The sequence below is a fragment of the Pseudomonas sp. PVC-5-1 genome, assembly GCF_057444345.1.
The window spans coordinates 1932294-1948751 of the sequence record NZ_CM172024.1 but is presented as its reverse complement, the minus strand read 5'-3'; the positions used below and the strand labels follow the sequence as shown (position 1 = coordinate 1948751).

General features: G+C 59.1%; 8 protein-coding genes and 3 rRNA genes. 4 read left to right on the top strand and 7 right to left on the bottom strand.

Features of this window, described 5'->3' with window-relative positions:
• Nucleotides 1-197 precede the first annotated feature (197 nt).
• Nucleotides 198-983, top strand: coding sequence for a sulfite exporter TauE/SafE family protein (locus tag AC2T3R_RS08840; protein WP_486744949.1), 786 nt, complete (start codon nt 198-200; stop codon nt 981-983).
• 3 nt (nt 984-986) lie between these two features.
• Here AC2T3R_RS08840 and AC2T3R_RS08835 read toward each other — a convergent pair whose 3' ends face one another.
• Both AC2T3R_RS08835 and AC2T3R_RS08830 read right to left on the bottom strand, forming a co-directional pair.
• Nucleotides 987-1526 (bottom strand): histidine phosphatase family protein, encoded by a 540-nt coding sequence (locus tag AC2T3R_RS08835; RefSeq protein ID WP_486744948.1) that lies wholly within the window; start codon nt 1524-1526, stop codon nt 987-989.
• Nucleotides 1527-1658: 132 nt separating this feature from the next.
• The gene (locus AC2T3R_RS08830; RefSeq protein WP_486744947.1) at nt 1659-3893 is read right to left on the bottom strand and encodes a TonB-dependent siderophore receptor; all 2235 of its coding nucleotides are present in this window, start codon (nt 3891-3893) and stop codon (nt 1659-1661) included.
• A 301-nt stretch (nt 3894-4194) separates the two neighbouring features.
• Between AC2T3R_RS08830 and AC2T3R_RS08825 the strand changes: the two genes are divergently transcribed.
• The gene (locus AC2T3R_RS08825) at nt 4195-5424 is read left to right on the top strand and encodes an MFS transporter (protein ID WP_486744946.1); all 1230 of its coding nucleotides are present in this window, start codon (nt 4195-4197) and stop codon (nt 5422-5424) included.
• On the opposite strand, the gene AC2T3R_RS08820 is transcribed toward AC2T3R_RS08825, so the two are convergent.
• The 4 genes from AC2T3R_RS08820 to AC2T3R_RS08805 all read right to left on the bottom strand — a co-directional run bounded on the left by AC2T3R_RS08820 (nt 5421) and on the right by AC2T3R_RS08805 (nt 12416).
• Entirely contained in the window at nt 5421-7229 is a 1809-nt protein-coding gene (locus tag AC2T3R_RS08820; protein WP_486744945.1) for an ABC transporter ATP-binding protein/permease, read from the bottom strand. The two genes, AC2T3R_RS08825 and AC2T3R_RS08820, sit on opposite strands and share 4 nt — an antisense overlap.
• A 194-nt stretch (nt 7230-7423) precedes the next feature.
• Nucleotides 7424-7539, bottom strand: a 5S ribosomal RNA gene (gene rrf, locus AC2T3R_RS08815).
• Nucleotides 7540-7670: 131 nt separating this feature from the next.
• Nucleotides 7671-10562 (bottom strand): 23S ribosomal RNA (locus AC2T3R_RS08810).
• 317 nt (nt 10563-10879) lie between these two features.
• Nucleotides 10880-12416: ribosomal RNA gene (locus AC2T3R_RS08805) — 16S ribosomal RNA — on the bottom strand.
• Together the 16S, 23S and 5S rRNA genes form the textbook arrangement of a ribosomal RNA operon.
• Before the next feature lie 640 nt (nt 12417-13056).
• Here AC2T3R_RS08805 and rhtA point away from each other — a divergent pair.
• Together rhtA and AC2T3R_RS08795 are read left to right on the top strand one after the other, a co-directional pair.
• Nucleotides 13057-13944: a threonine/homoserine exporter RhtA gene (rhtA, locus tag AC2T3R_RS08800; RefSeq protein ID WP_013971850.1), complete on the top strand. Its 888-nt coding sequence runs from the start codon at nt 13057-13059 to the stop codon at nt 13942-13944.
• A gap of 191 nt (nt 13945-14135) precedes the next feature.
• Entirely contained in the window at nt 14136-14417 is a 282-nt protein-coding gene (locus AC2T3R_RS08795; RefSeq protein ID WP_013971849.1) for a hypothetical protein, read from the top strand.
• Between the two features lie 38 nt (nt 14418-14455).
• Here AC2T3R_RS08795 and AC2T3R_RS08790 read toward each other — a convergent pair whose 3' ends face one another.
• A complete protein-coding gene (locus AC2T3R_RS08790; protein ID WP_486744944.1) occupies nt 14456-16264 on the bottom strand; it encodes an aminopeptidase P family protein in 1809 nt (602 codons plus the stop codon).
• Nucleotides 16265-16458 lie beyond the last annotated feature (194 nt).

Sequence of the window (16458 nt, the reverse complement as noted above, 5' to 3'; positions counted from 1 at the left end):
AACTTCTAAAGACAGTTGCTCCCACAGGTACGGCACAGGCCTTGAGGTTGATGCGGTCGGTGTGGGTGCCGGCTTGATAGGGCCCTGGCAGGCAGCACCTGGTTATAACCTAATAACGAACAAGTCTATTTGGCTATAAAAAAATCTATATGCTGGCTGCATCCGATAACGGGCAAAGTTGGGCGGTCGAGTAGCGTATGGATGTAGGTTCTTTCGGTTTCACCATTGCAGGCCTGGTCGTGGGTTTCATCGTCGGCATGACCGGCGTCGGTGGCGGCTCGCTGATGACCCCGATCCTGTTGTGGTTCGGCATCAGCCCGGCAACGGCCGTCGGTACCGACCTGCTCTATGCCGCCATCACCAAGGCCAGTGGCGTCTGGGTGCATGCGCGCAACAAGAACGTCGACTGGAAGATCACCGGCCTGCTCAGCCTGGGTAGCGTGCCCGCCGCGGCGCTGACCCTGTGGTTCCTCAGCACCCTGCACACCGACACATCGGCGCTCAACGCCGTCATCAAGCAAGGCCTGGCGGTGGTCCTGATCCTGACCGCGCTGGCCATCCTGTTCAAATCGCGTCTGCAGGCCTTCGCCAGCCGCCATGCCGGTGACCACTATCACCTCAGCGACCGCAGCCTGAACGCCCTTACCGTGCTTACCGGCGTGGTGCTGGGAGTGATGGTCACCCTTACTTCCATCGGCGCTGGCGCACTGGGTACCGTGGCGCTGTTCCTGCTGTACCCGTTCCTGGTCACCCGCCGCCTGGTCGGTACCGAAATCGCCCACGCCGTGCCGCTGACCCTGGTGGCAGGGCTGGGCCATGCGGGGATGGGCAACATGGACTGGTCGCTGCTGGGTTACCTGCTGCTGGGCTCACTGCCAGGCATCTATCTGGGCAGCCACCTCACCGGGCGGATTTCCGACCGCGTGCTGCGCCCGTGCCTGGCGGCGATGCTGTTGCTGATTGGCTACAAGCTGGCGTTCTGACCTTCAGCTCAGGCGCAGGCGCCACTGCCCGGTAAAGCTCAGCTCCAGGCGCGACAGGGGCAACACGTCGACCCGCTGGCTGGCGCTCATCGGGCAGCCAAGTACTTGTACAAGCACGGCGCGCATCACCATCGGGTGGGTAATTGCCAGCCATTCACCAGGCCTGTCGAAGGCCGCCAGCCAGGCGGCGATGCGCTGGCAAAGCACGGCGAACGACTCGCCGCCGTGAACATCACTGGCCGGGTCCTGAAGCCATTCGGTCAACGCCTGCGATTGCTCGGCCTGCAGTTGCTTCAGTGTCAGCCCTTGCCAACGCCCCAGGTCGCAATCGGCCAATGCCGGCTCGACCTGCACCGGCTCCGAAAACCACGCCGCTGTCTCGCAGGCTCGCCGCTCTGGTGCAGTCAGCACCGGCACACCGGAAAGGTCGGCGAAAGGCTGTTGGCCCAGTGGAAGAATGCCGTCTTCGGCACGGTGCAGTCGCCCGGTCTTCTGGGCTTGGGTCAGGGCATGGCAGATCAGCGTCAGGCGGACGGCTTTCACCGGTATTTTCTCATGGCGGGTTGAGGCGCAAGGTTTAGCATGCTGCGGCACTTTTTGCCGCAACAAATATGGCACCACCTGCGCCAGTGTTCCCCGGTTTGTCGGTGAATGGGCCGTACAGCACCCCCGATGTCAGAAGGTGATATTCAGCGCAGCGAACACCGCCCTGCCTGGCTGGTTATAGGTATTGGCGCCCGAAGTACTGGTGTTGCCACCACGCAGGATCTGCTTGTCGAACACGTTGTTCACCCCCACCCGCACGTCGTAGTTTGCGTTGAACTTGTACCCGGCGCTCACGTCCACCAGGCCGTAGGCTTCCACATCCTGTTGCGCGGCCTTGTCGTAGCTTTGCTGGGTGCGGTCGTTGAAGGTCGGCGACTTCTGCTTGCCGAAGTAGGTACCCGCCACCTGGAACGACAGCTTCTCGGTGGCGCGCCAGTCGAGGGTGGTGTTGACGGTGTATTCCGGGATCACCGACAGCGGCTCGCCGGTCTCGCGGTTGTCGTTGTCGAGCATCCAGGTCAGGTTGGTGTTCCAGTCCAGGGCCGGGGTCAGTTCGATGAACAGGTTGCCTTCGATACCCTCCACCCGCGCCTTGCCGGCGTTGTCCCACTGGGTCACGCGGCTGCCGGTGCCGATGGTGTACAACACATCGGTATCGCCGACGATCTTGTTCTTGTAGTCGTTGCGAAAGTATGTGGCACTGGTGCGCCAGGTACCCCGGTCGTACATCAGGCCGATTTCCTTGTTGACGCTGATCTCTGGCTTGAGGTCGGCGTTGCCCTGCAGGTAGCAACCACCATTGTTGGTCTGCTGCACGCTGCAACCATTGCCGCGGCTGTACAGCAAGTAATTGGGGTTGGACTGGTACAGGTTCGGGGTCTTGTAGGCGCGCGCGATACCGCCTTTGACCGACAGTGCTTCGGTCAGCTTGTGCGACAGGTTCAGGCTGGGGCTGAAGTTGTCGCCGAAGGTTTCGTGGTGGTCGAAACGCAGGCCCGGGGTAATGGTGGTATCGCCGACAATGATGTTGTCCTCGACGAACAGCGCATAGCTGCGGGCGGTCGTCTTCGAACTGCTGCGGTCGAAACCGACGAGCCCGTCATTACCCGTGGGGTCCGAGCTTTGTGGGCGCAGCGAGCCCTGATCATTGAGCGTTTCGTACAGGTACTCGCCGCCCAGGGTCAGCACATGCTCGGTGCTGCCCATGGCGAATGGCAGGTTCACTTCGCTGCTCAGGCGCGTGTTGCGCAGGCGCGACATGGCGGCGCCTTCAGCATTGGGAGCACCTTCGGTACGGCCTGCCAGGCCCTCGTTGAGACGCCAGTTGCGCACGTACTCGTAGGCCAGCACGGTCTTGCTGGTACCCCAGGTGAAATCGCCCAGGTGGGTCAGGTCGTAGGTACTGCGTTGCATCACATTGGTTTCATGGCCATACAGGCTGGACACGAACTCGACGTCACCACCGCCGTTGCTGTTCATGGTGTCACCGGCAAAGATATTGCCCTGGCGGCTATAGCCGGCACTGGCCTCGAGGCGGTGCTCGTCGTTCAGCTTCCAGCTCAGCAGGCCATTGATGTCCTTGTTGCGCACGCCTTCGCGGCCCGCCACCAGCGCACTGGTTGCATGCCCGGCGTTGATGTCCAGGTCGTCGGCATCGGTCTTGGCCAGACCGCCGTACAGGCGGAAGCCGAGGTTGTCGGTCAGGCCGCCGCCCAGGTTGAAGTTGGCCCGGCGGCTGGCGCCCTCGGCGCTGTCTTCCGGCAGCTGGGTGTACAGGCTGACGCTGCCCTTGAGTTCATCGGTGGGCCGTTTGGTGATGATATTGACCACCCCGCCCATGGCGCCGGAACCGTAACGTGCGGCCGCCGGGCCACGCAGGATCTCGATGCGCTCGACCGCTTCTGCCGGAACCCAGTTGGTTTCACCGCGGGTATCACGGTCGCCGTTCCAGCCGTAGCGCACGGCATTGCGTGCGCTGGATGGCTTGCCGTCGATGAGGATCAGGGTGTTTTCCGGGCCCATGCCGCGCAGGTCGATCTGCCGGTTGTTGCCACGCGCGCCGCTGGCGCTGTTGCCGGTCAGGTTGACCCCGGGCTCGCGGCGGATGATGTCGGACAGGTCATTGGCCGGCGGGTGGCGCTTGATGTCTTCGGCGGTGATGATCGACGTACCCAAGGCCTGGCGTGCCTCGCGCTCGGCGGTGACCAGGGTGTCCTGGATCACCAGCGCGTTGTCGGCGAGCGGCATCTCCAGCACCTCACCCGTACGCTGTTCTTCGGCCTGGGCCACGGTGGCCACCATGGCCGGTGACGCCAGCGCGACAAACGCCAGGGCCAGGCTGTTGGGTGAAGTCTTGCACTGCATGGGTACATCTCCTGCGATTCATGAGCGAAACGGCACATCCCTGTCGGAGACCGGGAGCCCTCGCCCACCGGCCTCGCAAACACAGTTTGGTGGCCAACAGGGATGGTAAATATAGAGATTCGCAATTGTGTTTAAATCTTATTTACGAAGTTTACATGTTTGTACCGGAACTTTGCTGACACGACAGCGTTGCCGGCGCAGCCCGACAATTCGCGCTGTTGCTTGCATATACCTGTCCGATTTGCATCTTGCGTGACGGCTCCTACAGTTTCGAACGTAGCACCCTCTGCCGAGCCTCTTGATGCGCAGCCACGAAGAAAGCCACGCCATGAACGCAACCAGGTCCCTGTCGAAGATCCCTCGCAGCGTCTGGGCGCTGGGCTTCGTATCGATGTTCATGGACATTTCCTCGGAAATGATTCACGCCCTGCTGCCGCTGTACATGGTCACCGTGCTTGGCACCTCGGTAGTGGCGGTGGGCTTTATCGAAGGTATTGCCGAAGCGACCGCTTCGATCACCAAGGTGTTTTCCGGCGCCCTCAGCGACCGACTGGGCAAGCGCAAGCTGCTTACGGTGCTGGGCTATGGCCTGGGTGCGTTGACCAAGCCGGTGTTCCCCATGGCCTCCGGGCTGGGGTGGTTGACCGCAGCACGCTTCGTCGACCGGGTCGGCAAAGGCATTCGTGGGGCGCCGCGCGATGCACTGGTGGCCGATGTCACGCCCGCCGAACTACGTGGTGCAGCCTTCGGCCTGCGCCAGGCGCTGGATACCGTGGGCGCCTTCCTTGGGCCGTTGCTGGCGATCGTGCTGATGTGGCTGACCGCGAGCCATTTCCAGACGGTGTTCTGGGTGGCGGTGCTTCCGGCGTTCGTGGCGGTGTACATCCTCATCGCCTTCGTGCGCGAACCTGGAGCGCCGGCCACCACCCGGCCGGTGCGCTCACCGCTGGCCCTGCACGAATTGGCACGCCTGGGCCCGTCCTACTGGCGGCTAATCGGCCTGGCCACGCTGTTCACCCTCGCCCGCTTCAGCGAGGCGTTTCTGCTGCTGCGCGCCCAGGACATGGGCCTGGCGCCGCTGTGGGCGCCGGCAGTGCTGGTGCTCATGGCCCTGGCCTACTCGCTGTCGGCCTACCCCGCGGGGGTGCTGTCGGACCGCGTAGGCCGCCGCGGCGTGCTGATGACCGGGCTGGGGCAGCTGGTCGTCGCCGACCTGCTGCTGGCCCTGCTGCCGGGCTGGACCGGGCTGGCCATGGGGGTGGCTGCCTGGGGCCTGCACCTGGGCTTCAGCCAAGGCATCTTTGCCGCCATGATCGCCGACAGCGCCCCTGCGGAGCTGCGCGGTACAGCCTTCGGCCTGTTCAACCTGCTGACCGGCATGGCGCTGCTGGTGGCGAGCGTGGTGGCCGGGCTGTTGTGGGACGGGGTCGGCTTCAAGGCGACATTCCTGCTTGGCGCAGCGTGTGCCGGCGGCACCCTGATCGGGGTCGTATTGCTCAGGTCGGGCCCGATCACCGGCAATCCGAACTAGGCCAGCGCTGGCTGCTGCTCCAGTAGCGACCAGCCGCCATATCCATCCACCTCCAGCCGGTGGGTATGGAAACCTGCCAGTGTACTGCGGTGCCCGACACTGACCAGCAACGCGCCCGGCATTTCCGTACGCAACAGCGAATACAGGGCATGCTCGAGCCCTTCGTCCATGGCCGAAGTGGACTCGTCAAGGAACACCACCTGTGGCCGGTTGAACAGCACCCGGGCAAATGCGAGGCGCTGCTGCTCACCGACCGAGAGAATGTGTGACCAGTCACAGCTGACTTCCAGTCGCTCGGCCAAGTGGGCCAGGTTGACCTGGCGCAAGGCCTGCTGCATCCGCGTTTCATCCTCAGGTTTGCTGGCCACCGGGTAGGCGATGACGGTGCGCAGATCGCCCAGCGGCAGGTACGGCCGCTGCGACAGGAACAGCGCCTGGTGGCCCAGCGGGCGCCTGACCTCACCCTCGGCGTACGGCCAGAGTCCCGCCAGCGCACGCAGCAGCGTGGTTTTGCCGCTGCCCGACGGCCCCTTGATCAACAGCGCCTGGCCGGCATGCAGGTCAAGGTCCAGGTCGGTGATAAGGGCATGCCCGTCCGGGCGCAGCACCTGCAGGCGGCTGATCGCCAAGGCATGCTCCTGGTCCTCGGTGATGACGCGCGGCAAAGCGCTCGCCTGCTCATTGGCATCGAGGAAGCCGGTCAGACGATCGAGGGTGGCCCGGTACTGGGCAAACGCATCATATGACTCGCGGAAGAACGACAACGAATCCTGCACCTGGCCAAAGGCCTGGGAGGTCTGCATGACGTCGCCGAGCTTGATCGCCCCGCTGAAGAAGCGCGGTGCCTGCAGAATGAAGGGGAACACCACTGCGACCTGGCTCACGCCCAGGTTGAAACCGCTGAATTTCAGGTTCCGGAACACCAGCGCCCAGGCATTCACGATCAAGGCACCAAAGCGACCCAGCAACGTGCCCCGCTCGACCTGCGCGCCCTGGTAGAAAGCGATGTTCTCGGCATTTTCGCGCAGACGCATCAGCGCGTAACGGAAGTTGGCGGTGAGCTTTTCGTTGAGGAAGTTCAGGCGGATCAGCGGTCGCCCGAGGCGGAAGGCGATCCAGGTGGCAACGATGACGTAAAGGTACACGGCAAACACCATAGCCCGGGGAATCTCCACGCCGGCAACGGCCAGCGGCGCCGACAGCCCCCAGAGGATGCCGGTGAACGCCACCAGCGAAACCAGCGCACTGACTGCGCCCAGGGCGAGGGTCACCGAGTTGCTGACAAAGGCGTTGACGTCCAGTTCGATACGTTGGTCAGGGTTGTCCACGGGCTCGGCGAGGAACTGGCCACGGTAGTAGGCATCGCCGTGCATCCAGTCATGGGTCAGGCGCTCGGTCAACCATACTCGCCATTGGATGCTGAACGCCTGGCTTACATAGAAGGTGAACAGCGAACGCAGCACATGGATGGTGGCCAATACTGCAAAGACACCGAGCAGGTACCAGAAGGCCGCTTGGTCAAGGCCCTGCAAGGCGCTGTAGAAGCCGTTGTACCAGAACGAAAACAGCACGTTCAGGCGCACCGAGAATAGCGTCAGCACCAGCAGCAGGGCGAACACCAGTAACGGCCGCCAACTGCGCCTGAAACTGAAATAAGGCCCGGCAAGCTGCCAGAACTGGCTACCCCAGCGCGTACAACGTACGGCCAGTGTGGCGGCTGCTGTGAAGCAGACAAGGGTGATGAACGAGGCGATTGCCAGCCAGCTCAGGCTCTCTTGCAGGGCCTGGTGCCAGTTCATTTCCATGATGGGTATCCGTGCTGAGTATTTCCGCGAGCGTAGCATTGACCTGTGATTCGTCAGGCATAAATGACGCACATTTCATGATTGCCTTCGGAGCTACGCGGGCCTCTGTGGGAGCGTTGCACAGGTCTGGGGCTTATTGGCCAGAAAGACAAAACCCCTACCTGCATGCGCAGATAGGGGTTTTGCGAAATGAATCTTGACGATGACCTACTCTCACATGGGGAAACCCCACACTACCATCGGCGATGCATCGTTTCACTGCTGAGTTCGGGATGGGATCAGGTGGTTCCAATGCTCTATGGTCGTCAAGAAATTCTGTTGCCAGAATGTCCAGATGGACAGCCCAGCGAATTCGGATATGCGATATTTGTGATGTTGCGAACTTTCGGTTGTTTCGTCTTCACCACCGCAATCTGCGCTAGCAAATTGCTTGGGTGTTATATGGTCAAGCCTCACGGGCAATTAGTATTGGTTAGCTCAACGCCTCACAGCGCTTACACACCCAACCTATCAACGTCGTAGTCTTCGACGGCCCTTCAGGGGATTCAAGATCCCAGTGAGATCTCATCTTGAGGCAAGTTTCCCGCTTAGATGCTTTCAGCGGTTATCTCTTCCGAACATAGCTACCCGGCAATGCCACTGGCGTGACAACCGGAACACCAGAGGTTCGTCCACTCCGGTCCTCTCGTACTAGGAGCAGCCCCTCTCAAATCTCAAACGTCCACGGCAGATAGGGACCGAACTGTCTCACGACGTTCTAAACCCAGCTCGCGTACCACTTTAAATGGCGAACAGCCATACCCTTGGGACCGGCTTCAGCCCCAGGATGTGATGAGCCGACATCGAGGTGCCAAACACCGCCGTCGATATGAACTCTTGGGCGGTATCAGCCTGTTATCCCCGGAGTACCTTTTATCCGTTGAGCGATGGCCCTTCCATACAGAACCACCGGATCACTAAGACCTACTTTCGTACCTGCTCGACGTGTTTGTCTCGCAGTCAAGCGCGCTTTTGCCTTTATACTCTACGACCGATTTCCGACCGGTCTGAGCGCACCTTCGTACTCCTCCGTTACTCTTTGGGAGGAGACCGCCCCAGTCAAACTACCCACCATACACTGTCCTCGATCCGGATAACGGACCTGAGTTAGAACCTCAAAGTTGCCAGGGTGGTATTTCAAGGATGGCTCCATGAGAACTGGCGTCCCCACTTCAAAGCCTCCCACCTATCCTACACAAGCAAATTCAAAGTCCAGTGCAAAGCTATAGTAAAGGTTCACGGGGTCTTTCCGTCTAGCCGCGGATACACTGCATCTTCACAGCGATTTCAATTTCACTGAGTCTCGGGTGGAGACAGCGCCGCCATCGTTACGCCATTCGTGCAGGTCGGAACTTACCCGACAAGGAATTTCGCTACCTTAGGACCGTTATAGTTACGGCCGCCGTTTACCGGGGCTTCGATCAAGAGCTTCGCTTGCGCTAACCCCATCAATTAACCTTCCGGCACCGGGCAGGCGTCACACCCTATACGTCCACTTTCGTGTTTGCAGAGTGCTGTGTTTTTAATAAACAGTCGCAGCGGCCTGGTATCTTCGACCGGCATGGGCTTACGGAGCAAGTCCTTCACCCTCGCCGGCGCACCTTCTCCCGAAGTTACGGTGCCATTTTGCCTAGTTCCTTCACCCGAGTTCTCTCAAGCGCCTTGGTATTCTCTACCTAACCACCTGTGTCGGTTTGGGGTACGGTTCCCAGTTATCTGAAGCTTAGGAGCTTTTCTTGGAAGCATGGTATCAACCACTTCGTCGCCTAAAGGCAACTCGTCATCAGCTCTCGGCCTTGAAATCCCGGATTTGCCTAAGATTCCAGCCTACCACCTTAAACCTGGACAACCAACGCCAGGCTGGCCTAACCTTCTCCGTCCCTCCATCGCAATAACTGGAAGTACAGGAATATTAACCTGTTTTCCATCGACTACGCTTTTCAGCCTCGCCTTAGGGACCGACTAACCCTGCGTCGATTAACGTTGCGCAGGAAACCTTGGTCTTTCGGCGTGCGAGTTTTTCACTCGCATTGTCGTTACTCATGTCAGCATTCGCACTTCTGATACCTCCAGCAAGCTTCTCAACTCACCTTCACAGGCTTACAGAACGCTCCTCTACCGCGTCATCAAAGATGACACCCGTAGCTTCGGTGCATGGTTTGAGCCCCGTTACATCTTCCGCGCAGGCCGACTCGACTAGTGAGCTATTACGCTTTCTTTAAAGGGTGGCTGCTTCTAAGCCAACCTCCTAGCTGTCTAAGCCTTCCCACATCGTTTCCCACTTAACCATGACTTTGGGACCTTAGCTGACGGTCTGGGTTGTTTCCCTTTTCACGACGGACGTTAGCACCCGCCGTGTGTCTCCCATGCTCGGCACTTCCAGGTATTCGGAGTTTGCATCGGTTTGGTAAGTCGGGATGACCCCCTAGCCGAAACAGTGCTCTACCCCCTGGAGTGATACATGAGGCGCTACCTAAATAGCTTTCGAGGAGAACCAGCTATCTCCGAGCTTGATTAGCCTTTCACTCCGATCCACAGGTCATCCGCTAACTTTTCAACGGTAGTCGGTTCGGTCCTCCAGTCAGTGTTACCTAACCTTCAACCTGCCCATGGATAGATCGCCCGGTTTCGGGTCTATACCCAGCGACTAAACGCCCTATTAAGACTCGCTTTCGCTACGCCTCCCCTATTCGGTTAAGCTCGCCACTGAATATAAGTCGCTGACCCATTATACAAAAGGTACGCAGTCACCTAACAAAGTAGGCTCCCACTGCTTGTACGCATACGGTTTCAGGTTCTATTTCACTCCCCTCTCCGGGGTTCTTTTCGCCTTTCCCTCACGGTACTGGTTCACTATCGGTCAGTCAGTAGTATTTAGCCTTGGAGGATGGTCCCCCCATATTCAGACAAAGTTTCTCGTGCTCCGTCCTACTCGATTTCATTGACAAGAGATTTTCGTGTACGGGGCTATCACCCACTATGGCCGCACTTTCCAGAGCGTTCCACTAATCTCAAATCAACTTAAGGGCTGGTCCCCGTTCGCTCGCCACTACTAAGGGAATCTCGGTTGATTTCTTTTCCTCAGGGTACTTAGATGTTTCAGTTCCCCTGGTTCGCCTCTTGCACCTATGTATTCAGTACAAGATACTCAGCTTGTGCTGAGTGGGTTCCCCCATTCAGAGATCTCTGGATCACAGTCTGTTTGCCGACTCCCCAAAGCTTATCGCAGGCTACCACGTCTTTCATCGCCTCTGACTGCCAAGGCATCCACCGTATGCGCTTCTTCACTTGACCATATAACCCCAAGCAATCTGGTTATACTGTGAAGACGACATTCGCCGAAAATTCGCATGTTGCTCTTTCGAGCAGAACTCACAAATTTTACCTTAGCCTGATTAACCAGCAGTGAAACTGGCCATCAGTCTATATCTATCACATATCCGAATTTTTAAAGAACGATCTGACAAAAGTCAGAAATCAACATTCGATGCGAATGCTCATTTCCAAGTTCTGACCAGGAACAACACAAGACCCATACAGGATCTTGATCGTCTTCAACCATGAATCAAGCAATTCGTGTGGGAGCTCATCAGCAGGCTGATGTCGTCGATTAAGGAGGTGATCCAGCCGCAGGTTCCCCTACGGCTACCTTGTTACGACTTCACCCCAGTCATGAATCACACCGTGGTAACCGTCCTCCCGAAGGTTAGACTAGCTACTTCTGGTGCAACCCACTCCCATGGTGTGACGGGCGGTGTGTACAAGGCCCGGGAACGTATTCACCGCGACATTCTGATTCGCGATTACTAGCGATTCCGACTTCACGCAGTCGAGTTGCAGACTGCGATCCGGACTACGATCGGTTTTGTGAGATTAGCTCCACCTCGCGGCTTGGCAACCCTCTGTACCGACCATTGTAGCACGTGTGTAGCCCAGGCCGTAAGGGCCATGATGACTTGACGTCATCCCCACCTTCCTCCGGTTTGTCACCGGCAGTCTCCTTAGAGTGCCCACCATAACGTGCTGGTAACTAAGGACAAGGGTTGCGCTCGTTACGGGACTTAACCCAACATCTCACGACACGAGCTGACGACAGCCATGCAGCACCTGTGTCAGAGTTCCCGAAGGCACCAATCCATCTCTGGAAAGTTCTCTGCATGTCAAGGCCTGGTAAGGTTCTTCGCGTTGCTTCGAATTAAACCACATGCTCCACCGCTTGTGCGGGCCCCCGTCAATTCATTTGAGTTTTAACCTTGCGGCCGTACTCCCCAGGCGGTCAACTTAATGCGTTAGCTGCGCCACTAAAATCTCAAGGATTCCAACGGCTAGTTGACATCGTTTACGGCGTGGACTACCAGGGTATCTAATCCTGTTTGCTCCCCACGCTTTCGCACCTCAGTGTCAGTATCAGTCCAGGTGGTCGCCTTCGCCACTGGTGTTCCTTCCTATATCTACGCATTTCACCGCTACACAGGAAATTCCACCACCCTCTACCGTACTCTAGCTCGCCAGTTTTGGATGCAGTTCCCAGGTTGAGCCCGGGGCTTTCACATCCAACTTAACGAACCACCTACGCGCGCTTTACGCCCAGTAATTCCGATTAACGCTTGCACCCTCTGTATTACCGCGGCTGCTGGCACAGAGTTAGCCGGTGCTTATTCTGTCGGTAACGTCAAAACAGCAAGGTATTAACTTACTGCCCTTCCTCCCAACTTAAAGTGCTTTACAATCCGAAGACCTTCTTCACACACGCGGCATGGCTGGATCAGGCTTTCGCCCATTGTCCAATATTCCCCACTGCTGCCTCCCGTAGGAGTCTGGACCGTGTCTCAGTTCCAGTGTGACTGATCATCCTCTCAGACCAGTTACGGATCGTCGCCTTGGTGAGCCATTACCTCACCAACTAGCTAATCCGACCTAGGCTCATCTGATAGCGCAAGGCCCGAAGGTCCCCTGCTTTCTCCCGTAGGACGTATGCGGTATTAGCGTTCCTTTCGAAACGTTGTCCCCCACTACCAGGCAGATTCCTAGGCATTACTCACCCGTCCGCCGCTGAATCAAGGAGCAAGCTCCCGTCATCCGCTCGACTTGCATGTGTTAGGCCTGCCGCCAGCGTTCAATCTGAGCCATGATCAAACTCTTCAGTTCAATACTGCTTGGGTTTTTAAGAAACCCTAAACTTGGCTCAGCAATCTCAAATGACTATGTGATTTCTCGCATGGCCACTTGTGATGCTGATAATCTTTGTGACTATCAGTCCGTACTCACAAGCACCCACACGAATTGCTTGATTCGATTTGTTAAAGAGCGTTTGGTTAAGAGCGTTTCGTCTCAACCGAGGCGCGCATTCTACGCCTTCCTCATTTGCTGTCAAGCGTTTATTTTGAAGTTTTTTGCGAGAAACTCGTTTAGCTTCAAACACTTGACTCAACAGGGTGGCTGGCTTTGCTTCGCTACCGCGTTGGAGTGGTGCGCATTATAGGGCGGTGTTTCAGGAGGTCAACCTTTAATTTCAATAATTTAGAATCTTTTTGAAAAAGACTGCATCAGGGCCCCAAGTGCTCGCCGCGAGCCTTGCAGCGCCTGTGAGATCGAGCGCCCGCGCAGCGCAAGGCTTCCACATCTGTTTCGGGCAAGTAATGTCAGTACCAGCGCACGCGACCGCCTTGTATGTCCGGCGGTCGATCGCACAGGCGCTGAAATAACAACGCCAGGCACCTTGCCCCCTTCCCTCGTATTTGCGCACTATATTGCTCACCCCACCCCGCTCAAGGATCGTCGCGCAGAAATGAACACCCAACCCCGCAGCCTGGCCGCTACCCTCTTCCCGATCGGCCTGCTGCTCATCGCCATGGCATCGATACAGTCCGGCGCCTCACTGGCCAAAAGCATGTTCCCCCTCATCGGCGCGCAAGGCACCACCACCCTGCGCCTGATCTTCGCCAGCATCATCATGCTGCTTATCCTGCGCCCTTGGCGTGTGCGCATGACCCGCAATACCCTGCGCAACGTCATCATCTACGGCATGGCGCTGGGCGGCATGAACTTCCTCTTCTATATGGCCCTGCAAACGGTACCGATCGGCATTGCCGTGGCACTGGAATTCACCGGCCCGCTGGCCGTGGCAATCTTCTCCTCGCGCCGGCCGATCGACTTCCTGTGGATTGCCCTGGCCATCGTCGGCCTGCTGCTGTTGCTGCCGGCCGGCCATGGCGGGCAGGCTCTCGACCCGGTCGGCGCTGCCTATGCCCTGGGCGCGGGCGTATGCTGGGCGCTGTACATCCTGTTCGGGCAGCGTGCCGGGGCCGAGCATGGTATCCAGAGTGCCGCACTGGGCGTAGTGGTGGCCGCGCTGTTCGTTGCCCCCATCGGTATCGCCCACGCCGGCAGCGCATTGCTCACACCCGCCCTGATCCCCATGGCGCTGGGCGTCGCGGTGCTGTCAACCGCACTGCCCTACAGCCTGGAAATGGTTGCCCTCACGCGCATCCCGGCACGCACTTTCGGCACCCTCATGAGTATCGAGCCAGCATTCGGCGCATTGTCCGGCCTGCTGTTCCTGGGCGAGGTACTGACGATTACCCAGTGGCTGGCTATTCTCGCGATCATCACCGCGTCGGTCGGCACCACCCTGTCCATGCGCAAGGAACCCAGCCCGGTCGTCGCTACCGACTGATATGAGAAATATTTTCATTTGAGACAGGATTAGTGATTGTAGCGACCTGTCTCGCTGATTAAGCTGTCACAGAATCATCATCTTCACGCTATCTACTGGACCGAACACGGACGCTGGGGATATTTCAGGAAGAACCAAAGCGATAACGACGGGACCAGACAGCTGATCCGCCCTGCATCATAAGGACAGGAATGAAACGTATTTTGCTGATCCTGGCCATCTTGGCTATTGCTGGATGTGCCGCCACGGCCAAGACTGAGGTCAAAAGGGGCAAGAAGGGCCTGCATATCAATTGCTCCGGCCTGTCTTCCTCGTGGGACAACTGCTACAGCAAGGCCGCGAGCTCCTGCAGCACGCGCGGCTACCGGATCATAGCCCGCTCGGGCGATAGCGATGAAGAACCAGGTGACTACCTGTTTGGCATCAACCCGGCGGGTTATACCAGCCGCAGCATGATCGTCATCTGCAAGTAGAACAAAGGGCAGCTCGCAAGCTGCCCTTTTCGTTTGTTTCACAAGGGCGCGGTACGCGCCTCCAGCCAGGCCAGCGCGTCCCCCTTGAGCAACGGCGCCAGACGCTTGCGTACCCTGGCGTGATAGCCATTCAACCAGTCCAGTTCTTCCCTGGTCAGCAACTCGGGCACCAGACAGCGGGTATCGATCGGGCATAGCGTCAGGGTTTCGAAGTTCAGGAAGTCGCCGAAGGCGCTCTTGCCGACCTCGCGGTTGACCACCAGGTTCTCGATGCGCACACCCCACTGTCCTGGACGGTACGTACCCGGCTCGATCGAGCTGATCATGCCCACCTGCATCGCGGTCTGCGGCGTGGGCGCCGCCTGGTAGGCAATTACCTGCGGCCCCTCGTGCACATTCATGAAGTAGCCCACGCCATGCCCGGTGCCGTGGCCGTAATCCACCTGGTCAGCCCAGATCGGTGCCCGGGCAATGGCGTCGAGCAACGGCGATAGCACGCCTCGCGGGAAGGTGGCACGCGACAAGGCGATCATGCCTTTGAGCACGCGTGTGCAATCCTGCCTCTGTGCAAGGCTCGGGTTGCCCACGGGCACCATGCGCGTGATGTCGGTGGTGCCCCCCAGGTACTGCCCGCCCGAATCGATCAGCAGCAGACCATCGCCCTCGATGACCGCGTGCGACTGTTCCGTGGCGCGGTAATGCGGCATCGCGCCATTGCCGTTGAAGGCGGCAATGGTCGAGAAGCTCAACGACACGAATCCCGGGCGGCGGGCACGGGCGGCACTCAACTGCTCGTCGACCGTCAGCTCGGTAACCAGCTCACGACCAAGGTTGGCCTCGAACCAGGCGAAGAATTCGCACAGGGCCGCGCCATCCTGCTCCATCACCTGCCGGATGTGCACCAGGTCCTCATCACCCTTGCACGACTTGCTCAAGGTGCTGGGGTTGAGCCCCTCGACCAGCTCCACCTCGGCCGGCAGGTTATCCAGCAGGCCGCAGGTCACCCGGGCCGGGTCGACCAGCAATCGGCTCTCGGCCGGCATGGCGGCAAGGGCCTTGCCTGCTTCGGCGTAGTCACGCACTTCGATACCGTCGGCCGCCAGCACCTGCCGTAGATGTTCGTCGAGCTTGTCCTGGCCGACGAACAGGATGGCCTGCTGCTGGCTGATCAGGGCAAAGGCCACGAACACCGGATTGTAGGAAACATCGCTACCGCGCAGGTTGAACAGCCAGGCGATGTCATCCAGGGTGGCGATGAAATGCCAGTCGGCCCCCTTGGCCTGCACGCTCTGGCGCAACTGCGCCAGTTTTTCCGCACGGCTCACCGTGGCGTGCGGCGGCAAATGCTGGTACACCGGGTTGCCTGGCAGCGCCGGGCGCCCTTCCCAGACCTGGCCCAGCAGATCCTTGTCAGTCACCAGTCGCGCCCTGCGCGCCTTCAGCCGATCGCTCAGTTGGCGCGCCGAAGCCAGCGCCATGACCGCACCATCTACTGCCACGCTGCCGTTGGGCTCGACGTGATCGCCCAGCCATTCCAGCGCACCAGGCTTGCCCGGCAGCAGTTTCATCAGCTCGATGCCACTGCCCGCCAGCTCGTGTTCCGCCTGTTCCCAGTAGCGGCTATCGACCCACAACCCGGCAAAGCCAGCCGTGACCACCAGCGTGCCGACCGAGCCATGGAAACCCGAAAGCCACTGGCGCCCTTGCCAGTAACCAGGCAGATATTCGGAAAGATGGGGGTCGGCCGAAGGTACCAGCAAGGCATCGATGCCTTCTGCGGCCATGGCCTGGCGAACCAGCGCCAAACGCTGCGGCACGCTTTGCCCAAGGGTGGTCTGAACGTTCATGCGCTCTCCTGCGGCTACATCACGGTTTATCCAGTGTGCCGATAATGGAACAGCCGCCGAAGCCCTGCAATCTTGGCGACCGACACACGGCATGCATTGCCCGTGACACCCTGCGCATACCGGACATTTCCTACAGACGGGCCAGAACCACCGATCAAGTTCCGCTGAACTTCCACAAAGCAGCGGCTTCACAC